General features: G+C 57.6%; 16 protein-coding genes. 5 read left to right on the top strand and 11 right to left on the bottom strand.

The window, feature by feature from the left end:
- Positions 1 to 3,319: BapA/Bap/LapF family large adhesin (locus tag IE151_RS15305; RefSeq protein WP_194523925.1), on the top strand; the 3,319-nt coding region annotated here is incomplete at its 5' end.
- Between the two features lie 48 nt (positions 3,320 to 3,367).
- Here the strand turns inward: IE151_RS15305 and IE151_RS15300 are convergent.
- On the bottom strand, positions 3,368 to 5,059 hold the full coding sequence (locus IE151_RS15300) for a YyaL domain-containing protein (protein WP_189492066.1): 1,692 nt from the start codon (positions 5,057 to 5,059) through the stop codon (positions 3,368 to 3,370).
- Positions 5,060 to 5,147: 88 nt separating this feature from the next.
- A complete protein-coding gene (locus IE151_RS15295; protein WP_189492063.1) occupies positions 5,148 to 5,642 on the bottom strand; it encodes a GAF domain-containing protein in 495 nt (164 codons plus the stop codon).
- Positions 5,643 to 5,832: 190 nt separating this feature from the next.
- Here IE151_RS15295 and IE151_RS15290 point away from each other — a divergent pair, with 190 nt between their 5' ends.
- The 3 genes from IE151_RS15290 to IE151_RS15280 all read left to right on the top strand — a co-directional run bounded on the left by IE151_RS15290 (position 5,833) and on the right by IE151_RS15280 (position 11,086).
- Entirely contained in the window at positions 5,833 to 6,948 is a 1,116-nt protein-coding gene (locus tag IE151_RS15290; protein ID WP_189492060.1) for an alkene reductase, read from the top strand.
- Positions 6,949 to 7,057: 109 nt separating this feature from the next.
- Complete coding sequence (locus IE151_RS15285; protein WP_189492058.1) at positions 7,058 to 10,060, top strand: hybrid sensor histidine kinase/response regulator; 3,003 nt, start codon at positions 7,058 to 7,060, stop codon at positions 10,058 to 10,060.
- 90 nt (positions 10,061 to 10,150) lie between these two features.
- On the top strand, positions 10,151 to 11,086 hold the full coding sequence (locus IE151_RS15280) for an AEC family transporter (RefSeq protein ID WP_189492055.1): 936 nt from the start codon (positions 10,151 to 10,153) through the stop codon (positions 11,084 to 11,086).
- 4 nt (positions 11,087 to 11,090) lie between these two features.
- Here IE151_RS15280 and IE151_RS15275 read toward each other — a convergent pair whose 3' ends face one another.
- The 6 genes from IE151_RS15275 to cobA all read right to left on the bottom strand — a co-directional run bounded on the left by IE151_RS15275 (position 11,091) and on the right by cobA (position 15,944).
- Complete coding sequence (locus tag IE151_RS15275; RefSeq protein ID WP_189492052.1) at positions 11,091 to 11,597, bottom strand: RES family NAD+ phosphorylase; 507 nt, start codon at positions 11,595 to 11,597, stop codon at positions 11,091 to 11,093.
- Complete coding sequence (locus IE151_RS15270) at positions 11,594 to 11,962, bottom strand: MbcA/ParS/Xre antitoxin family protein (RefSeq protein ID WP_189492128.1); 369 nt, start codon at positions 11,960 to 11,962, stop codon at positions 11,594 to 11,596. Before IE151_RS15270 ends, IE151_RS15275 begins: the two co-directional genes overlap by 4 nt.
- 93 nt (positions 11,963 to 12,055) lie before the next feature.
- Positions 12,056 to 13,081, bottom strand: coding sequence for a nicotinate-nucleotide--dimethylbenzimidazole phosphoribosyltransferase (gene cobT, locus IE151_RS15265; protein ID WP_189492049.1), 1,026 nt, complete (start codon positions 13,079 to 13,081; stop codon positions 12,056 to 12,058).
- 12 nt (positions 13,082 to 13,093) lie between these two features.
- Positions 13,094 to 13,852 carry an adenosylcobinamide-GDP ribazoletransferase gene (locus tag IE151_RS15260; RefSeq protein ID WP_189492046.1) on the bottom strand — a complete coding sequence of 253 codons (759 nt, stop codon included), beginning with the start codon at positions 13,850 to 13,852 and terminating at the stop codon, positions 13,094 to 13,096.
- Positions 13,852 to 15,162 carry a cobyrinic acid a,c-diamide synthase CobB gene (locus IE151_RS15255; protein WP_189492043.1) on the bottom strand — a complete coding sequence of 437 codons (1,311 nt, stop codon included), beginning with the start codon at positions 15,160 to 15,162 and terminating at the stop codon, positions 13,852 to 13,854. The genes IE151_RS15260 and IE151_RS15255 overlap by 1 nt, the downstream gene beginning before the upstream one ends.
- Positions 15,159 to 15,944 carry a uroporphyrinogen-III C-methyltransferase gene (gene cobA, locus IE151_RS15250; protein ID WP_189492126.1) on the bottom strand — a complete coding sequence of 262 codons (786 nt, stop codon included), beginning with the start codon at positions 15,942 to 15,944 and terminating at the stop codon, positions 15,159 to 15,161. The genes IE151_RS15255 and cobA overlap by 4 nt, the downstream gene beginning before the upstream one ends.
- 77 nt (positions 15,945 to 16,021) lie before the next feature.
- Between cobA and IE151_RS15245 the strand changes: the two genes are divergently transcribed.
- Positions 16,022 to 17,143, top strand: coding sequence for a cobalt-precorrin-5B (C(1))-methyltransferase (locus tag IE151_RS15245; protein ID WP_189492123.1), 1,122 nt, complete (start codon positions 16,022 to 16,024; stop codon positions 17,141 to 17,143).
- Here the strand turns inward: IE151_RS15245 and cobM are convergent.
- From cobM to cbiE, 3 genes are read right to left on the bottom strand one after another with little or no spacing between them, the layout of a single operon-like run.
- Positions 17,116 to 17,874 (bottom strand): precorrin-4 C(11)-methyltransferase, encoded by a 759-nt coding sequence (gene cobM / locus IE151_RS15240; protein WP_189492041.1) that lies wholly within the window; start codon positions 17,872 to 17,874, stop codon positions 17,116 to 17,118. The genes IE151_RS15245 and cobM overlap by 28 nt on opposite strands.
- Positions 17,871 to 18,281, bottom strand: a complete 411-nt coding sequence (locus IE151_RS15235; RefSeq protein WP_189492038.1) for a cobalamin biosynthesis protein — start codon at positions 18,279 to 18,281, stop codon at positions 17,871 to 17,873. The genes cobM and IE151_RS15235 overlap by 4 nt, the downstream gene beginning before the upstream one ends.
- The gene (cbiE, locus tag IE151_RS15230; protein ID WP_189492035.1) at positions 18,278 to 19,528 is read right to left on the bottom strand and encodes a precorrin-6y C5,15-methyltransferase (decarboxylating) subunit CbiE; all 1,251 of its coding nucleotides are present in this window, start codon (positions 19,526 to 19,528) and stop codon (positions 18,278 to 18,280) included. Before cbiE ends, IE151_RS15235 begins: the two co-directional genes overlap by 4 nt.
- Positions 19,529 to 19,531: the final 3 nt, after the last annotated feature.

Genomic DNA, 19,531 nt, shown 5'->3' with positions numbered 1-19,531 from the left:
TGCTGACGCCGACGCCGACGCCGACGCGGATGCTGACGCTGACGCCGATGCCGACGCCGACGCTGATGCCGATGCCGATGCGGACGCTGATGCTGACGCCGACGCTGATGCCGATGCCGATGCTGACGCGGATGCTGACGCCGATGCGCCAGACGCACCCGGCGTTACGATCGGTGCCGATGGAAGAACGCTTGAAATCACCGGCGAGCCAGGAACGACTGCTACGATCTATGACGAAAATGGGGATGTCTTGGGGACGGTTGAGCTTTCTCCGGAAGGCACAGCAACCTTTGTTCTAGAGCCCAGCGACGGTCAGGACGTTACCGTTACACTAACTGATGCCAGTGGTAATGAGTCCGACGAGACCGCGATTACGCTTCCCGACACGCTTGCCCCCGAGCCGCCGCTTGTTACGGTGGGTGAAGACGGTGTGACGCTGACTATCACAGGTGAGGATGGCGCCACGGCGACGATCTATGCCGAGGATGGCACGACCGTTCTAGGCACTGTTGTGTTGGAAGGAGGTAGCGGGAGCTTCACGCTTGACCCAAGCAATGGTCAGGAGGTGACGGTAACGCTGACAGATGCGGCAAGCAATGAATCGGCGGGGGCGCTCGCAACGCTTCCCGACACGCTTGCCCCTGAGTTGCCGCTTGTTACGGTGGGTGAAGACGGTGTGACGCTGACTATCACAGGTGAGGATGGCGCCACGGCGACGATCTATGCCGAGGATGGCACGACCGTTCTAGGTACTGTTGTGTTGGAAGGAGGTAGCGGGAGCTTCACGCTTGACCCAAGCAATGGTCAGGAGGTGACGGTAACGCTGACAGATGCGGCAAGCAATGAATCGGCGGGGGCGCTCGCAACGCTTCCCGACACGTTGGCACCGACTGCGCCGCTCGTGGAACTCGCGATTGACACCGGTATCGACGGGGACGGCATTACCAGCGAAGGCACGGTCAACGTCAGTGGTCTCGAAGACGGCGCTCTTTGGCAATATAGTATCGATGGTGGTGAGAACTGGCTCTCGGGCAATGGAACAAGCTTCGAGTTGCCTCTCGGGGCCTATGTCGACGGCGATATCCTCGTTCGCCAGACTGATGCTGCCGGCAATCAAAGTCTCGTTGGTTCACTTGGTCCTGTTACCTATGTGGAACTATCGGCTAATGGTGACGTCGGTGCTGCCAATCTTGGAAGCCGCACTTCCGTAACTCAGGCCCCTGTTGCTGATGAATCGTTGCAGGTTCTTGGTCTGCTGGATAATGATACAGCCGCCAATGCCATCCCGATTACGGTTGCCGACGGGGCGAGCGGTGATCTGCTCATTCAGGTAAGCCAGAGTGCTCTCGTTGCGGTTGCCGATGCTTTCAACGTCGAAATCTATGATGCCGAAGGCAATCTCGTTCGGGTGCTGACGACGGGCAATGATCCTCTGTTGGGGGATGTCGCCGGGCTGGGGCTTCTTGGCCTCACGAGCGACAATACCTTGGTCGCCAATGTCAGCGGCCTTGCTCCTGGTAATTACACTGTTCTTGTTCGCAAGGGCGATAGCGCGCTTGGCACCTTGCTGGATACCGACGGCAACGGCATCTCACTCGAAGAGCTTGGGCAGGGCGGGGTTGTTCTCGGCGCAGAAAATCAGGAACTTGTGCTTGATGCTGTTGAAGACGCATTAGGACCCGTTCTGGGGACGACGGTCAGGGGCATTCTGGAGACGGTCCTGGGCGTCACAACATCGATTGGCGCCGGGGATCTGGTTGGAACTCTTTCCAGTGCCCTCGGCGCGTTAGGCCTCACCAGCGCGCTCGATCAGGTGTTGGGCGCGGTAACCGATGCGCTTCTCAATAACACGCTGACTCTCATTCAGGACACGTCGGTGAGCGTCACCTTGACGGAACACACATTCTCCGGTGCCGGAGATCCTGTCACGGGTAATGTTATTGACCCGGATCCCGATGCAGTCGGCGAAGCTGGGGAAGACGGTCTCGTGCCTGGATCTGCCATCACACAGGTTGCAAACAGTAATGGCGATGTCGTTGAACTTGTCGACGGCAGCGCGACGATTGCTGGTGAGTATGGCACTCTAGTTATCAACGCCGACGGGTCTTACGCCTATGCTCCGAATGGTTCTGTGGCTTCCATAGGAAACTCCGAAACCTTCACCTACACCGTTTCCGACGGAACGAACTCTGTAACCGCCGATATCACGATCGACATTTCGGGACAGAGCGTCGCTAATGATATTGCACAGGCAGGTATTGATTATCAGTATGTGGTGACGGCCGGCGAAAATATTGAGGATGCTGTCGACTATTCCTGGCTTTCCGTCTTGCTCGGCGCACCCGTTGGCGCGGTCGGATCGCCGGTAAGCCAAAGCTTCACGGTCGATCCCGGCACGACCCAAGATCTGACACTTTCCATCAGTCTCGGTAGCCTCGTCGGGTTGGGTGAAGCCGTGACCGTTTTTGTGGAGACGACGGATGGCCAGGTCTTTGCCGAATACAATGCTTCACAGTTGCTGAGCTTGCTTGGCAGTAGCGGAGCAGGCGATGTCATCATTAGGGATGTGCCGGCAGGGGATTATCAAATCCGGATCGGTTTGAACTTTGGGCTAGTGAGTGTTGCCGGTGGCGTCAATATCGATCTCGCTTCTACCGTGACACATCTCGATCAGACGGAAGTGGGCACCGCCTTCGACGCTGAAGGTAATATATTTGCAAATGATCTACCCTTTGCCGAGCCCTTCAGCTTGTCAGTGTCGACCGATGGCGCTTCGTTCGAAACCGTCAGTGCAGACACACCGCTGACGATCTCGGGCAGCTATGGCTCCTTGTCGATTAACGCCGACGGCAGCTATACTTATACGCCTGATGACCGGGCAGCGTCCGGCGGCTTGACTGATACTTTTACGTATCGGGTAACGATCGGTGACGAGGTGCAGGAGGCAACGCTTACCGTCAACATCGACGCAACGCTGGAAGGCACTCCGATTCCTGATCCTGCTCCGGTGGAAATGTTTGCCGCGGATGATGTTGTACCGCTTGGGTTTCTTGCGGAGGAAGCAACGGGCGACCAAACAGATGCTCGATCGATGCAATTAGGTGAAGCTGACGATAGTGTCGATTTGTCGGCTCTCCTATCGGAGGAAAGTTCGCCGACTATTACGTTCGAAGATGAGCACACTGGCGGCGTTTTGTCTGAAACAAGCGCTCTGGAGGAGGTGACCTCTGATCCAGCGGACGTTGCTTCGTCCCTTGATCCACTCGGTCATCTGACGGTGACGCCTGTTGAGGAAGAGCCGCAGCATCACGTTATCTAGCCCATTTAAGGGCGTGCGCCGGACGAAAATTCCGGCGCACGCCCTCGTTTACGACGGAGGCTGTTTCTTTCTCACGGATAGCTGGGAGAATGGGTCGTCTCTAAGATGTTTCAGGTAGGCAACGAACCCCGACAGATAATGCTCGACATCATCAATACGGACGCGGAATCCGTGGTGCCGGATGAAGAATGAGCCAGCGATCTTCTTCGGTGACCGGAAGAACATCGCCTGTTCCGGATAAAAATGGCCGTTCAACAGATAATGCGCTCGAAATTGCAGCGCATCTTTGAATTCCTCAAGGTCGATTTCCAGCAGAAGATGCCGTAGCTCCGGCTTTTCGGCGAGGCGCGCCAGCATGTCGCTTGCTGCCATCATCAATTCGAGAAGCGTAGGGAAAGTAGTAATGCGCGTCGCCACAAACTGGAGATGATCGGCCACGTTCCGTATTCCGAATCGAAAATACTTCTCTTTCGGCCTGTATCGCGTCAATTCGTTCACGCAGTAGCCGAGCCAATGATCGTGGTGCTGCCAATAATTTTCTCTTAAGAAGTGCTCGAAGGCGAGTTCCACTGTTTCAAGCCAGCGCGGATCTCCAGTCAGACCGTATAATCGCATCAACGCGAACGCCGCTTCGCCATCATAGTAAATGGTTCGAAACGGTGCGCGTACCGAAAGATTGGCAGCGTCAAGCACGTGAATGAAGCTGCCGATGATCGGGTCCTGCATATGGCGAATGCCGTTGGCCAGGCGTTCCAGCAGAGGCAGATCGGATCGATCGCCGGTCGCATGTGCGTACTGTACCAGCGCAAGGATCGTCACAGCATTTCCACCTAGCTTGATTTCATGATTGCTCTCGACAAGGAAGCTGGCTTCGGAGCCATCAGGAAGGGTATTGTTCTGGATGAGTTCGCCTCGGATGAAAGCAAGGGATCGTTCAATGGCCGCTTTAAGATCCGCACTGCGCGTAACTTCCCAGGCTTCGATCATGGCGTAGGTGGAGCTCGCGTGGCGAAGCGTATTGTAGGTTTTGATTGGGCGGTCGAAGCAGGGATGCATCCCATAAATGAAGCGGCCGTCTTCACCAACCTGTCTGGCGAGATAATTTGAACCGGCGTGGATAAGCGCGTTGGTAGTGTTGGGTGAAAGCTTGTTCACTCGCCGGCGTCCGCCGTCGACGCCGGACGGGTTCAACTCGTAAACTCTCTCCTCTTCATCGCTGAAAAAACCAGCGGTGGAAAAGATGACGACCGTCTTGTCGTCGGAATAATCCGCCCTGAAATTCGGCCCGAACCTTTTCAATGCGTAAACGGAGAAATTCTTCTCATTGATGACGGCATGATCAATCCGGTTGCCGCCGTCGAGCATGCCGTTTGCATTCAGCTCTTCGCTAAGGAAGGCATGTTCGAAGCCGGGATCGAGCGACAAACCGTGGCGGAAATAGTTGCGCTTGGTTTGCCCCAGATGCCGCCGCAGATCCTGGAAGGTTACTTGCTCGAAGCCATTGACCCAGTCGACGCGCAGCCAATTCCCCCTGAGCTTGTGCCTTTCCATCACGACTGCGGCATTGTCGAGAACTTGCCGCCATACGGTTTCGAAACCTGTTCCACAGGCGTGCACAGTACGGGCACGCTCTGCGCCGTCTGAAATTGAAAGGAATATGCAGACGAACCGAAGGTTCTCGGGGATTGCAGCTTCAGTAATCTGTCTTAGCGCCGAAACCTTATCCGCGAACAAACCCATCTCACTCTTGCTGAAACGCCCCGCTTTTGGGAGTGAATATAACGATTACCTAATATTCTAGGCAAGAGCAGTTGGTGACACCGGTCCGTTAAAACGGGTCGCTGGCCTCAACGAAGATTCTCGCCAATGTTTCGATACCCAGACGATCGTCTTCATCGAAGCGGCCCGGGGAGGGGCTATCGAGGTCGATTACCCCGATGATCTCGCCGGCGCGAATAAGCGGGACGACCAGTTCCGAACGTGACGCAGCGTCGCAGGCGATGTGCCCCGGAAAAGCGTGCACATCCTCGACGAGGATGGAGATTTTGCGCTCTACAGCAGCACCGCACACACCGCGTCCCACAGCGATGCGCACACAGGCGGTTTTGCCCTGGAATGGGCCGAGCACCAATTCGCCGTTGCGCATTATATAAAACCCGGCCCAGTTCAGATCCGCCAGAGACTGATTAATCAGCGCGGAGCAATTTGCCGCGTTGGCGACAGCGTCGCGTTCGCCCTCGAGCAATCCTCTCAGTTGGATCGCCAGCTCCTTGTAGAAGCTTGACTTATCAGCCACGTCGATGGGTTGGATGTGAAAAGACATGATTATTCTCCGGATTGCCTTCGACGTAGCGCTCCCGCCTGCCGATGGCAAGGACAAGATCTCCTGCGGAACCCAATTCGGCATTACCCGTGAAATGAGCAAAATCTTTCTCTTTACGAAGCGCGCTTCCGACCTAAATGAGATAACTGACCCAAGGAGAGGCAGATTGCTGCCGGAAAGGATGTTGCCGATGCCAACGCTTTACGATCCGATCGAGATCGGTGATCTTTCGCTGAAAAACCGCGTCGTCATGGCGCCACTCACGCGAAACCGTTCGCCCAATGCAATACCAGGCGAGATGACGGCGACCTACTATCGCCAGCGCGCCGACGCCGGTCTGATCATCACGGAAGCGACAGCAATCAGCCATCAGGGTCAAGGGTACGCTGACGTTCCCGGCCTCTATGCGCCTGAACAGCTCGAGGGATGGAAAGGGGTTACGGATGCGGTGCATGCACAGGGCGGGAAAATCGTGGTCCAGCTCTGGCATGTCGGCCGAATTTCGCACAATCTCCTGCAGCCGGGCGGCGGTAAACCCGTGGCACCTTCCGCTATCCGTGCAAAAGCCAAGACTTATATCATTCATCCGGATGGCAGCGGCGAGTTCACGGATACTTCCGAGCCACGCGCGCTTGAACGTAGCGAACTTCCGGATATTGTCGAGACTTATCGCAACGCCGCCAAGGATGCTGTTGAGGTAGCGGGGTTCGATGGCGTCGAAATTCACGCGGCGAACGGATATCTCATAGATCAGTTCCTCCGCTCCGGAAGCAATCAGCGGGATGATGATTATGGCGGTTCGATCGAAAATCGGGCGCGGCTTCTGTTCGAAGTCGTGGAGGCGATCGTCGATGCCATCGGAGCCGGCAAGGTTGGTATCCGTATCTCGCCGGTCACGCCGGCTAACGACGCTTCCGACAATGATCCGCAGCCGCTTTTCGAGTATGTCGTGCGCAAGTTGGCATCCTATGATCTCGCTTATATCCATTTGATCGAAGGTGCGACCGGAGGCCCGCGTGACTTCCGTCAGGGCGAGAAGCCGTTTGACTGGGATGCACTGAAAAAAGCCTATCGCGATGCGGGTGGAAAAGCAGCCTGGATGGGCAATAATGGCTATGACAAGCAACTTTCCGAGAAAGCAGTGGAACAAGGAGACGTCGACCTCGTTGCATTCGGTCGTCTGTTCATCTCCAACCCGGATTTGCCGCGTCGTCTCAAGGAAGGGGCTGCGTTGAACGAGCCGGATAAGAAGACGTTCTATGGTGGCGGCAAAGAGGGCTATATCGACTATCCGGCCTCGGCTTGATTCGATATTTTATAATTGAAAGAACCGGGATTTCTACCTAAACACCTGGTTCGTAACGCGGCATTGCCGGCCGGACAAATCTGGCCGGCTTTTTCAGGAAGTCCGGTCGATGACCACGAAGCATGTAAACTTGTTGCCAATCGGCGGCGGGGAAATGGGTGAGCGCATACGCAGTTTCGACTGGAGCTCTACAAGACTTGGTCCCATCAAAAAATGGCCGGACAATCTGCGTTTTCTTGTTGATCAGCTCGTTAACACCCCGGTGGCGCAGGTTCTCATGTGGGGCCGCGAAGGCACCATGATCTACAATGATGGCTACCGCGAGATTGCCGGCGCCAACCACCCGGAGGCGCTTGGAAAGCTCGTATCGGAAATATGGCCGGAAATCTGGGACTGGAACAGAGAGAGATTGCGTAGCGGCTTTGAGGGGGAGGCTCAGTCGTTTCTTGAGCAGCCCATGATGCTGGAGAGAGACGGTACGCCGGAGCTGTTCTATTTCGATCTCTACTATACCCCCGTCCGAGGGGTATCGGGAGAAATCGCAGGAGTTCTCTGCACGGTCGTAGATAATACCGGCAAGCATCTTGCCCAGCAGGGCTTACGCGAAAGCAAGGCCGACATTGTCAGTATGACTGACGCCGTGCCCCTTCTCATAGGCTTTATAGATCGTGATCTGATTTATCGCTTTGGCAACAGCGCTTGTCAGGAGTGGTTTGGTATCGACAATAGCGCGATCATCGGCAAGCATGTCCGCGACGTTATTGGCAACGAGGCGTTCCAGCGCCATAGCGCCAATCTCGCCAAAGCGCTTTCTGGGGAACCGCTTGTTGTCGATATGGTGATCCGGCGAGCGGATGCTGAAGAGCGTGCCGTGGAAATACGCTACACACCGCGCCGCGCGTTGAATGGAAAAGTCGATGGCGTCTTCGTTGTACTTGTCGACATGGACGAGCGAAAGCGTTCGGAGATCGCGCTCGAAATTAGCAACAGTCGCTTCCGAGCAGCAGTGGACGCCGTTCATGGCGTTCTCTGGACGAATAATGCTGACGGGAAGATGACGGGTCCACAGCCGAGCTGGGCGGCACTGACCGGCCAATCGTACAATGAGTATCAGGGCGATGGCTGGCTGGATGCAGTCCATCCCGAAGACCAGGAATCTACGGCTACCAGTTGGAAAAATGCTGTCGCCGATGCTGAACCCTATATTTTCGAGCACCGCGTGCGTCGGTTCGACGGTTTCTGGCGTACCTTTCAGATTCGCGCCGTACCTATTCGGAATGCGGCAGGAGCCGTCGTGGAGTGGGTTGGCGTCCATACCGATATCACCGATCATCGCAGAGCCCAGATCGAGGTGATGGAGAAAGCTGAACAACTTGAGCGGCAGGTGCGTCACCGTGAGCGCGCCGAGGAGCAGTTGCGCCAACTTAATGAGACGCTGGAAGCGCGTGTGATCGAAGAGATCGCGGTTCGCCGGCAGGCGGAAGTGGCTCTCGTGCAAGCGCAGAAGATGGAAAGCATCGGAAAGCTCACCGGCGGGATCGCGCATGATTTCAATAATCTTTTGCAGGTTGTTTCAGGTAATCTGCATTTGCTCGCCAAGGATGTGGTCGGCAATGAACGTGCCGAACAGCGCGTGATCAATGCGCTGGCGGGCGTCAATCGAGGCGCGAAGCTCGCTAGTCAGTTGCTGGCGTTCGGGCGGCGTCAGGCGTTGGAACCCAAAGTCGTCAATATTGGCCGTTTCGTTACGGGCATGGATGATCTTCTGCGCAGTTCCCTGGGCGAAGCGGTCGAGATCGAGACGATCATTTCCGGTGGCCTCTGGAATACCTTTATCGATCCCAATCAGGTTGAGAACGCTCTGCTCAACCTTGCCATCAATGCGCGCGACGCCATGAATGGCACCGGCAAGCTGACTATAGAAGTGGGGAATGCTTCCCTCGACGACGCCTATGCCCGCTCGCATGCGGAAGTAGAGCCGGGGCAATATGTCATGCTTGCCGTTTCCGATACGGGCGAAGGCATGACGCCCGACGTCCTGGAGCAGGTATTCGAGCCATTTTTCACGACCAAGCCGGAAAACAAAGGCACAGGTCTCGGGCTTTCCATGGTTTATGGCTTCGTCAAGCAGTCAAACGGCCACGTCAAGATCTACAGTGAACCTGGTTACGGCACTACGGTAAAGCTCTATCTTCCACGTGCACTGGAAGCTGAAGATGTCGAGGTTCGTACGGAACGCGGACCAGTCCAGGGAGGCACGGAGACCGTTCTCGTGGTCGAGGATGATGACGAGGTTCGTGCGACCGTCGTGGAGCTTTTGACCGATCTCGGCTATTCTGTATTGAAAGCCGTCGATGCGCAGAGTGCGCTCAACGTTATCGACAGCGGTATGCCGATAGACCTTCTGTTTACCGATGTGGTGATGCCGGGGACGTTGAAAAGCCCGGAGCTTGCCCGCAAGGCACGTGAACGCCTGCCGAATGTCGCTGTTCTTTTCACTTCGGGCTACACTGAAAATTCTATCGTCCATGGTGGAAGACTCGACGCGGGTGTCGAGCTTCTATCCAAGCCATACAGCCGAGATGCGTTGGCGCGCAAGGTGCGCCACGTTCTGGCCAACCAAGGACAGCGTGAGCAGATGCAGGCTCCTGAGAAAACCGCCTCCGAAAACAAGCCAGCGCCGGAGATCGCGCAGTCGCAGGTCCCGGTGGGGCAGACGAAGGGCGTCACGATTCTTCTGGTTGAGGACGATGCCATGATCCGCATGAACACGTCGGATATGCTGCAGGATCTAGGTTACGTCGTTATTGAAGCAGGAAATGCCGAAGATGCAATATCTGCGCTGCAGGCGACCGGGGTCCAGGTCCTCGTCACCGATCTCGGCCTCCCCGGCATGTCCGGTGCTGCACTTGCCCGTAAGGCGCGTGAGTTGCGACCCGCAGTCGGTTTGATCTTTGCCACCGGGCGCGACACTGTGCCTGAGGGCTCCCCCGAAGATGTCTATCTGCTTCCAAAGCCATATGGTGAGGATGACCTGCAGAGGGCAATCGAGGCAGTGTGGCATGCGCGGGCCGTCAGCGAAAAGGCGGAGGAGCAGACGGACAAGGTTTAGCGCGTCTGTACTGTGAATTTTGCATGGCTTGTTTGGGATGAAATGCTCTACGTCTAAAGAAATATGATTTGATCAGACGTAGAGCTTTGCATGTCCGGCCTTCTCACTATTCTCCTGCCTACGTTCGGTCTGATTGGCCTCGGTTACGCGGCGGCACAGGCAAGGCTTCTGACTGAGCGGGCGAGTGATGGTCTGACGGAATACATCTTCGTCATCGCCATACCTGCACTGATTTTTAGCACGATCGCGTCGAGCCATCCCAGCGGAGAGAATCCGTGGGGGTACTGGATTTCATATTTCAGCGGCGTGGCTGTCGCGTGGATATCAGCCATTATTACCGCGCGCCGGGTCTTCGGCCGCAATAAGCAAACAGCGGCTATTCATGGATTCGCAGCCGCGCAGTCGAATACCGTTCTGGTCGGCGTGCCAGTCATCTTGAACGCCTACGGCAACCAGGGAGCGACGCCGCTTTTTCTGCTACTGGCGATTCATCTGCCTATCATGATGACGGTTGCTTCCATCCTGATAGAAACCAGCGTCACCGGCACCGGTCGTATTGATCTCGTGAAGCGCCTCGCAAAGACAATCTTCACGCACCCGATCGTTTTGGCGTTGATTGCGGGGTATCTCGCCAAAGTGACTGCGTTCGCGCCGTCAGGGCAAATCAAGGATGTACTGGATACGCTTGCTGCGACGGCTTCTCCTTGTGCCCTCATCAGCATGGGGCTGGCACTGAAACGGTATGGCCTCAAGGGAGATGTCGGGCCAGTGCTGTCGATCAGCTTTCAAAAGCTGCTCGTTCATCCCTTTATCGTCTGGGTTCTGGCCTTTCATGTCCTTCACGTTCAGCCAGTATGGGCTGGCGTGGCGGTGCTTTTTGCGGCCATGCCATCGGGTGTGAATGCCTATCTCATCGCGGCGCGCTATAAATCCGGTGAACGGGCAACGTCTGCTGCTATCGCTCTCTCCACCGCATTGTCCATATTTACCGTGTCGCTCTGGCTTTGGGTGCTCGGCGTCGTCTGAGAAACTATTCCCAAGAGGAGGGGTTTTGGGGCAGACGACGTTGCGGATCGATGACTTCGACGCCTTTCGACCAATTCCAGAGTACGAGATTGGCCATCTGCCCGTACCCGCCATTGGCAAAGGAGGGCACAAGAGCGCCCGTAGCTCCGGTTGCGATCAAACGCCGGGCAATTGTCCAGCTCGCGGGTTCGCGTCCTTCTGCACGGTCGAGCATCCACGATGCCGCCATGTCGTCAAACGTGACACCTGCATCTCGCCGTGCGCTTTCTGTGCGCAAATCGACCAAGCCGTCCATGTCGATCGCATAGCTCACAACGGTGACCGGATCGAGCCTGTGACCAAAGCCATGGCCCATTTCGAGAAACATTCCTTCGATCGTCAGAGCAAGATAGAGGGCGGCCCTGCCTTTCGGGTTGAAGCGGCCGCCATGCAGGCGCGCGCCTTCGCCTGAAAGAGGTGCCCAACTCCAGCGTGGGTCATGCGCCCGATAGGCAATCCCTTGCCATTTCACGCAAAGCCGCCTGTTGCAATATGATCGAGATAGTCGCGAACGGCACTTGCCTTCCCGTCCTTAACGAGAGCTTCTGCGGTGCGACCGCCAAAGGCGGGGATCGGTTCGCTGCGATACCAGGCCATGGCCTGCTTTTCTCCGCCTGCCCAGTCTGCGATGCGCCCGACGATCTCCAGCATTTCCAGAGCCCGCTGCTGCGTGCGGGGGGCATGAGCGCGGGCAGCGCGATGTAGCGTTTCTTGCGCGACGCCGATCGTTTCAGCGAGCTGGCCTTTGGACATGCCGAAGGCATCGGCTACATCGTCCATGGCAATTTTGCCGTTTGCTGTAAAAAAGCGCGTTGCCAGGGGCATGCGCGTCGGCATTATCGGCGAGTGCAACGCAACCATTTTTCGCAGCTCCTGTCATGAAAAATGTCTCTTTTTATGGGCGTAATATATGACATCCTTCGATTTCAATCAAGTGTCGTGCTTATCCTGGATTCCCGCTTCCGCGAAACTCGCCATGCCGTGGAAGCAGGCCAGTGCCGCTTTCAGGATCATGATGGCGGTAGCAGCGCCCGACCCCTCGCCAAGCCTCATGCCGAGTGACAGAAGAGGGCTTTTGTTGAGCTTCTCAAGCAATCTTCCATGTCCGGCTTCCGCGGATACATGCCCCGCGAGCACATGGTCAAGGATTGGGGGATTAAGGACGTGAAGCGGTGCGATTGCAGCACTGACGACGAACCCGTCGAGTAATAATGGAACACGGCGATGACGCGCAGCTAGTGCCGCACCCAATATAGCCGCGAGTTCACGCCCCCCCAACGCTGCCGCGATTGCCAGCGGGTCGGATATCTTGTCGAGATGGCGCGTTAGACCCGCCCGCACCGTTTCGATCTTGCGCCGCAAACCTTGATCATCAATACCCGTGCCACGTCCTGTCCAATCTTCCACCGCGCCGCCGAACAAAGCCGAACAAATTGCTGCGGCAGGTGTCGTGTTGCCGATCCCCATCTCGCCAAGCACAAGAAGATCGCAGTCGTCTTTCACAGCGGTATAACCTGCATTCACTGCATCGAGGAATTCATCATCGTCCAGCGCCGCATGTTCCGTGAAATCGCCAGTCGGCTTGTCAATATCAAGCGAATGAATGCTGAGGCTGGCACCGGCGAGCGCTGCAAGCTGATTGATCGCGGCGCCACCATGCTCGAAATTTGCTACCATTTGCCCCGTGACGCTTGAGGGAAAGGCCGAAACGCCCCTGGCGGTTACGCCATGCGAGCCGGCAAAAAGCAAAATGTCGATCCGTTCAAGAGTCGGCTTGGCCTTCCTCTGCCATCGACCAAGGAACGCAACGGAATCCTCCAGCATGCCTAGACTTCTGGGCGGCTTGGTCAAACTGTCCTGGCGCGCCCAAACAGCCTTTTCGGCATCTGCGTCGGACAGGGGCAGAGGCAGGGACGTAATTGCTTCGCGCAACGCTTGAAGAGAGGAAAAAGTCATGAAAACTCCGAATTACAAAAGCAGCGCGCTGGCGCAGAGCAGCACAAGAATTTCGGCTCCCTGTCCGAGCATACCCAGGAAGTCGCCATTGATACCTTGGATTTGGCGTATGCAGAGCCAGTGTATAAAGGCGCTCCAAAGCATAAGAAGGGCGATACAGATGAAGGCCGTCCCGATACCCAGCAGAAGGACAAGGCCGAGAACGCCGGTGCCGAGGGCAGCATAGGCAGTCTGATCCGGTACGCGCCCGATTTTAGCAACCAAGCCCGCGTGGGGCGAAAGGGGCGCCTTGCACATGAAAGCGGGCATCAGCGCGCGTGCCGCAACGAAGGCTGCGACAAGGACCAGAACACCCAGGCCAGGCTGATCCACAAAGGCTGCAAGGGCCGAAGCCCGTAGCAATACGGTAATGATTAGTGCAATCGCGCCATAGGTGCCAATACGGCTGTCATGCATGATCCCGAGGCGATGTTCCATGTCCCGCCCACCAAATGAATCGGCTATGTCGGCAAATCCGTCTTCATGCAGTGCACCCGTTGCCAGGATCGTGGCTGCGATGGCGATCAGTCCGCAAGCGAGGGGAGGAAGGTCTAGGGAGGCAGTCAGGACAAACATGATGCCACCAATCAAGGCAACAGGAATGCCCGCTATAGGCGCTGCCCAGAGGCTCTGTGCGAAGTTCTTCGGCATCGCCGCCTGGGGCAGGGGAATACGGGTGAAGAAGGAAATGCACGCTTGCAGGTCGATCAGCAGAGACTTGTGATTCATCATCAGGCTTTCGCAATAGCGTGAAAGAACGTACCGCTTACCGTGCCTCGACGGGCGCCACTGGGACCCAGATCATTGCCCAGTCCGTCTGCGAGTTGTGCGAGCGCTATGTCATGGCCGGCTTCGATTACACGCGCATAGTGGAATTCGTGACCGCGCAGCACTGTGCCTGCTTTGCCGAAGGCATGATCGTCTAGCAATCGTGCCTGCCGATAACCAAGGTTCATCTTGCGTTTGGCAAAGCTCGTTGCGTGCGACAAAAGCCCAAGCATCGGATGCATCACGCCACTAACGTCTTCGATTGCTTCTCCAAGCACCATGAAGCCGCCGCACTCGCCATGAACCGGGTTCTTCGCCGCGAAGCTGTGCATGCCTGCCTGAAAGCGATCCGCGGCTGCAAGCTGGCTCACATGCAATTCCGGGTAGCCGCCGGGCAGCCAGCATATGTCGCAAGAAGCATTGGGTGCTTCGTTGGCGAGAGGTGAGAACGGTAAAATCTCCGCTCCGCGGTCGCGCCAATGCTTTTCGAGATGGGGGTAGAGGAAGGTGAAGGCCGCGTCCTTGGCAAGCGCGATGCGCTGCCCCGGCGGATCAATCGCCAAATCGAGCCTGCCCCTCTGAGGATTGAAAGGCGATGCCAGAGAAAGGACGGTATCAAGATCAACCGCGTTTTCAATCAGATCGGCCAAACGGTCGATGTGGGCATCGAGGGCAGGGTTCTCGCTTGCCTGCACGAGGCCGAGATGTCGTTCGGGCAGGAGCACAGCATCGTCGCGACGGATCGCACCGGCAACAGTCAGACCGGTGCGGCGGATGGCGTCGGCGCACAGCGTTTCGTGCCGGGGGCTTGCAACCTTGTTGAGCACCACACCTGCGATTTTTACACTGTCGTCGTAGACGGCGAAGCCCTTTGCTATCGCCGCAGCCGTCTGTGATTGTCCCGATATGTCGAGCACCAGAAGTACGTTAAGCGAGAGAAGGCAGGCAATGTCGGATGCAGCGCCGCTACGCCCTGGCTCGGCGGCGATACCGTCAAACAGTCCCATGGCGCTCTCGATTATAATCAAGTCGCAGTCTTCCGTCGCCTCTGCTGCCAGTCCTGCAAGAAGATCGGGATGCATTGCCCAACTGTCCAGATTGAGCCCGCTCCTGCCTGTTGCTGCCGCATGAAAACCAGGATCGATATAATCGGGACCCGATTTTATACCGCGAACGCGCAGGCCCCGTCGCGCGAAAGCGCGCAGCAGGCCGATCGTTACGCTGGTCTTGCCCGACCCGGAGCGCGGTGCGCCAATGACGATAGCTTTAGTCATATCGAAGCCCGGCAAAGTCTGGCGCGCATCGAGACGATCTCTCCGATCACGATTAGAGCGGGGGAACCTATCTTTTCGCGTATGGCCTCCGTCACGATGGTTGCGAGTGTGCCCGTCAATACGCGCTCCTTGCCGGTTGTGGCTGCCATGATGATCGCGACGGGCAAATCGGCCGCCGCTCCGCCTGCGCGCAGTTCTTCAACGATTGTTGGCAAGGCTTTCATACCCATGTAGACGATGATCGGCTGATCGGCAGCCGCAAGCCTGGACCAGTCCAGATCATCTGCGGTGCCCGCCGCATGGCCGGTCGCGAACGTCACGGCCTTGTTGATACCGCGCATTGTGGCGGGGATATTGGCGTTGGCGAGTGCTGCCAGCGCGGAGGTCAGGCCGGGAAGGACACGGAATGAGATTCCTTCCGTCGCTAGTGCTTCTGCCTCCTCGCCGCCGCGTCCGAAGATAAACGGATCGCCACCCTTTAAACGCAGTACACGCAGGTCCTGCCGCGCCAGGGCAATCAGCCGATCGATGATCTCGTCCTGAGCGGTCGAGGGCTGGCCACCACGCTTGCCGGCAAATATTTTTTGAGCCTGTGGCGCAAGATCGAGCACTGAAGCATCCACCAGCGCATCATGCACGATGACGTCGGCCTGGGAGAGCGCCGCCACTACCTCTAAGGTCAGGTGGCGCGGATCACCCGGACCGGCTCCTGCGAGCCAGACATGGCCCGGCATAAAGTCCGGCATGGTCCGGGCAATATGATCGATGAGCGGAGCAGACATCATGGCATTTCTCGAAGGTGAAGACACTGTCTATATCGCCAAGCGTCGCGCTTGCCGATATAGACAGGTTGATGAGCATGGAAGAAGAGTTTTCCGATCAATCGGGCAGGACGCTTCGGCGCGGCTGGACGACAGGCGCTTGCGCGGCTGCGGCTGCCAAGGCGGCGTGTGCGGCCTTGCTGAGCGGGAATTTTCCCGACCCGGTGGCGATCACGCTGCCAGGCGGCCAGACACCTGCCTTTGCCTTGGCAGGTTGGGAGCGTGGAGAGGATTTCGCCACGGCATCCATCGTCAAGGATGCCGGCGATGATCCCGACGTCACGCACGGCGCCCTGATCCGCGTCACGATCCGGCGTCACCGCGGGAACATATTGGTTTTTCGGGCAGGTGAGGGGGTCGGCATGGTCACCCGCGCCGGATTGCCAGTTCCCCCAGGTGAACCGGCAATCAACCCGATGCCGCGCAGGATCATCGCGCAGGCGCTTGCCGACGTGACCGACGAAACAGGTTTCGAAATCGAGATCGCCGTGGAGAACGGACGGAAGATAGCCGAAAAGACCCTTAACGGCCGTCTTGGCATTATCGGGGGTCTTTCCATCCTCGGCACGACGGGCATTGTCATTCCCTATTCCTGTTCGTCCTGGATACATTCCATCTATCGCGGCATCGATGTTGCGCGCGCAGCGGGTCTGGATCATGTTTCGGGTGCTACCGGCAACATCTCCGAGAAAGCCGCCCAGGCTTTGCACGGCCTGCCGGAAACAGCGCTCATTGATATGGGCGATTTCGCCGGTGGCATGCTGAAATATCTGCGCCGTCACCCCGTCTCGAAGGTCACCATTGCCGGTGGGATGGCCAAGATGACAAAGCTGGCACAAGGGAGGCTCGATCTGCATTCCAGACAGGGCATGGCGGACCTTGTTGGGTTGTCGACCATTGCCGCCGAGCTTGGAGCGGACGCGACGTTGTGTGCCAGCATCACCGCGGCTAATACGGTTGCTGAAGTCTTCGCCCTGTGCGCCGAGGCTGATCTTGCGCTGGCTGACGAAGTTGCCGCGCGCGCCTGGGTGACTGCCGCGAGTGTGCTCGACCACGAGGACATCGCACTGGAAGTCCTCATATTTGACCGGACAGGTAATCTTTTGGCGCAAACGCCTTTTGAAGCCTCTCATCACGCGCGGTTCCGAAATCGGCGTTGATAATCGGCATTGTAGAGCGCGCTGTTTCGAAAATTTTCTGCCTCCAAACTCCGTCCGACGAAAATCAGGGCTGTACGTTCCGCGGGCTCGGCACGCATCCTTTCGGCAATGTCGGCTAGAGTTCCCCGCACGATGCGCTCTTGCGGCCAGGATGCGTGCACGACGATGGCAACCGGGCAATCCTCGCCATAGAGTGGAGAAAGTTCGTGCACGATCTGGTCGAGCGCGTGGATGGCCAGATGAATTGCTAGAGTAGCACCCGTTTTGCCGAAATGAGCAAGCGTCTCGCGTTCCGGCATTTTTGAGGCGCGGCCGGAAACGCGCGTCAAGATGAGGCTTTGCGCTACTTCCGGAATGGTCAGTTCGCGTTTGAGGGCAGCCGCGGCAGCGGCAAAAGACGGCACACCCGGCGTCAATGTATAGTCGATGCCCAGCGCATCCAGTCTACGCATCTGTTCTGCAACCGCACTCCACACGGAAAGATCGCCCGAGTGCAACCGAGCTACATCCTGTCCCGCCCGATCGGCGCGAACATATTCTCTGTCGATCTCCTCAAGCGACAAGTACGCCGTGTCGATCCGACGTGTTCCTGGCGCGCAATAATCCAGCATCTCGCGTGGCACGATCGAACCCGCGTACAAGCAGACGGGGCAGCGTGCCAGCAGATCTCGGCCGCGCACCGTTATGAGATCGACGGCTCCGGGACCTGCGCCGATGAAGTGAACGGTCATGAGGGATCCTCCGAAACATCGATTTGGGCCAGCGCGCAGGTGACCTTGCCGAGCGCGACGCGCGGACCGAGCAAAGCAGCAGACGGACCACCGGCGGCCAGGGCTGCCGCTTCGCTTAAGGAAGCAGTACCAGTTTCGCGCAAACTTACCGGCGAGCGTGACAGAAGCCGATCGTCGCAGGCGGCAAGCACTGCCTCCTCAATATAGGCAATGTCGAGTTTCAGTGCGTCGGCAGCGTCACGCAATCCGTGCTCCTCCATCTTTCCAACACCGGTTGCCAGGCACTTAAGATCCTCATATCCGAGATTGTGTATGGCCATGGCCCTATCGAGCGTCGCCCGGATTTCGTTGCCACCCGCACCTTTGCCGCAGCCGATTCCGGCAATAAATGCCTTCCTTGCGCTCATCTCTTCGTCCATACCCACTGCGTGAGCGGCATGGCTGGACGCCAGCCTTGCATCGTGCCGATGGGCTCCGCGCGCGAGATCGAAAGACGCAGCAGGTCGCCGCCGAGCCATTCATGTCGTGACAGAAGCATAGCTTCCATTTCAAGCGTTACGGCGTTGGCGACCAGCCTGCCTCCGTGTTTCAGAGCGTCGATTGCCGCTTGCAGAACGCCCGGTTCGCTCCCTCCGCCGCCGATGAAGATCGCGTCCGGCTGTGCCAAACCTTTCAGTGCCTCGGGGGCCGCACCATATACAATCTCAAGCTCAGGCACCCCTAATCGCAGCGCGTTGCGATGGATGCGCTCAACGCGCTCGCCGTTCTTCTCAATTGCGATTGCCTTTAGTGATGGGTGCGCCAGCATCCATTCGATTCCGATGGAACCTGATCCTGCGCCGACGTCCCACAATATCTCCCCGTAACGCGGGCTGAGGGCCGCTAATGTCAGAGCGCGGATTTCGCGTTTGGTGATCTGCCCGTCATGCTCGAACAGATCGTCGGATCGACCACTCGCATAGGGTATGATTGCGGCCTTCGGGCCAGCCTGCACCTGGATGGCAACCACATTGAGCGCGTCGATATTGTCTAATGCGAAACTGCCGGCGATTGCGTGGCGGATTCTTTCCCGCGGGCCGCCGAGAGCTTCCAGAAGCGTCAGTTCGCTCGCTTCGAAGCCCTCGCGCACGAGGAGTGCGGCAAGCTCTGCCGGGCCATCTTCATCCGAGGTCAGAATAACCAATCGTACTCCTTGATGCAGATGCGGACGCACCCGCTCCATCGCCCGGCCATGCACGGAAACGAACTGCGTTTCGTGCACCGACCAACCCTGGCGGGCGCAGGCCAAGCTAAAGGCCGAAGGGGCGGGATGCGCTTGAAACTCGTCGCGGGAGAGATGGCGTGCCAATGTTGCACCGGCACCAAAGAAGAAGGGGTCGCCCGAGGCCAGAACGCAAACGCGGGTTCCCCGTAACGCCAGCACATCGCGCATTTCCGGATCGAATGGTTTCGGCCAGGGCCGCGCTTCGCCCCGTATCAGCGACTGGGCCAGATGCAGATGCCGTTTTCCGCCGAACACGACGGCTGCATCCGCAATCATCTTCATGGCCGACTCGGAAAGCCCGTGCACGCCATCTTCGCCGATCCCGACGATCGAAAGCCACGGCGCATTCAGTTGTTGTGCAGCGGGAGCCGCAGCTCTATCAGAGGTCATGGC

Origin of the sequence: Limoniibacter endophyticus (assembly GCF_014652835.1) — a bacterium.
GTDB classification, from domain to species: domain Bacteria; phylum Pseudomonadota; class Alphaproteobacteria; order Rhizobiales; family Rhizobiaceae; genus Limoniibacter; species Limoniibacter endophyticus.
This window is presented reverse-complemented; position numbering and strand designations above follow the sequence as displayed.

Excerpts from the sequence above, each read along its gene's own strand:
- IE151_RS15290 (WP_189492060.1), top strand. The coding sequence starts at position 5,833 with ATGCCAACGCTTTACGATCCGATCGAGATCGGTGATCTTTCGCTGAAA.
- cobM (WP_189492041.1), bottom strand. The coding sequence starts at position 17,874 with ATGACCGTTCACTTCATCGGCGCAGGTCCCGGAGCCGTCGATCTCATA.
- cobA (WP_189492126.1), bottom strand. The coding sequence starts at position 15,944 with ATGTCTGCTCCGCTCATCGATCATATTGCCCGGACCATGCCGGACTTT.
- IE151_RS15280 (WP_189492055.1), top strand. The coding sequence starts at position 10,151 with ATGTCCGGCCTTCTCACTATTCTCCTGCCTACGTTCGGTCTGATTGGC.
- cobT (WP_189492049.1), bottom strand. The coding sequence starts at position 13,081 with ATGACTTTTTCCTCTCTTCAAGCGTTGCGCGAAGCAATTACGTCCCTG.
- IE151_RS15300 (WP_189492066.1), bottom strand. The coding sequence starts at position 5,059 with ATGGGTTTGTTCGCGGATAAGGTTTCGGCGCTAAGACAGATTACTGAA.
- IE151_RS15270 (WP_189492128.1), bottom strand. The coding sequence starts at position 11,962 with ATGCCGACGCGCATGCCCCTGGCAACGCGCTTTTTTACAGCAAACGGC.
- IE151_RS15295 (WP_189492063.1), bottom strand. The coding sequence starts at position 5,642 with ATGTCTTTTCACATCCAACCCATCGACGTGGCTGATAAGTCAAGCTTC.
- IE151_RS15285 (WP_189492058.1), top strand. The coding sequence starts at position 7,058 with ATGACCACGAAGCATGTAAACTTGTTGCCAATCGGCGGCGGGGAAATG.
- IE151_RS15260 (WP_189492046.1), bottom strand. The coding sequence starts at position 13,852 with ATGATGAATCACAAGTCTCTGCTGATCGACCTGCAAGCGTGCATTTCC.
- cbiE (WP_189492035.1), bottom strand. The coding sequence starts at position 19,528 with ATGACCTCTGATAGAGCTGCGGCTCCCGCTGCACAACAACTGAATGCG.
- IE151_RS15235 (WP_189492038.1), bottom strand. The coding sequence starts at position 18,281 with ATGAGCGCAAGGAAGGCATTTATTGCCGGAATCGGCTGCGGCAAAGGT.
- IE151_RS15255 (WP_189492043.1), bottom strand. The coding sequence starts at position 15,162 with ATGACTAAAGCTATCGTCATTGGCGCACCGCGCTCCGGGTCGGGCAAG.
- IE151_RS15245 (WP_189492123.1), top strand. The coding sequence starts at position 16,022 with ATGGAAGAAGAGTTTTCCGATCAATCGGGCAGGACGCTTCGGCGCGGC.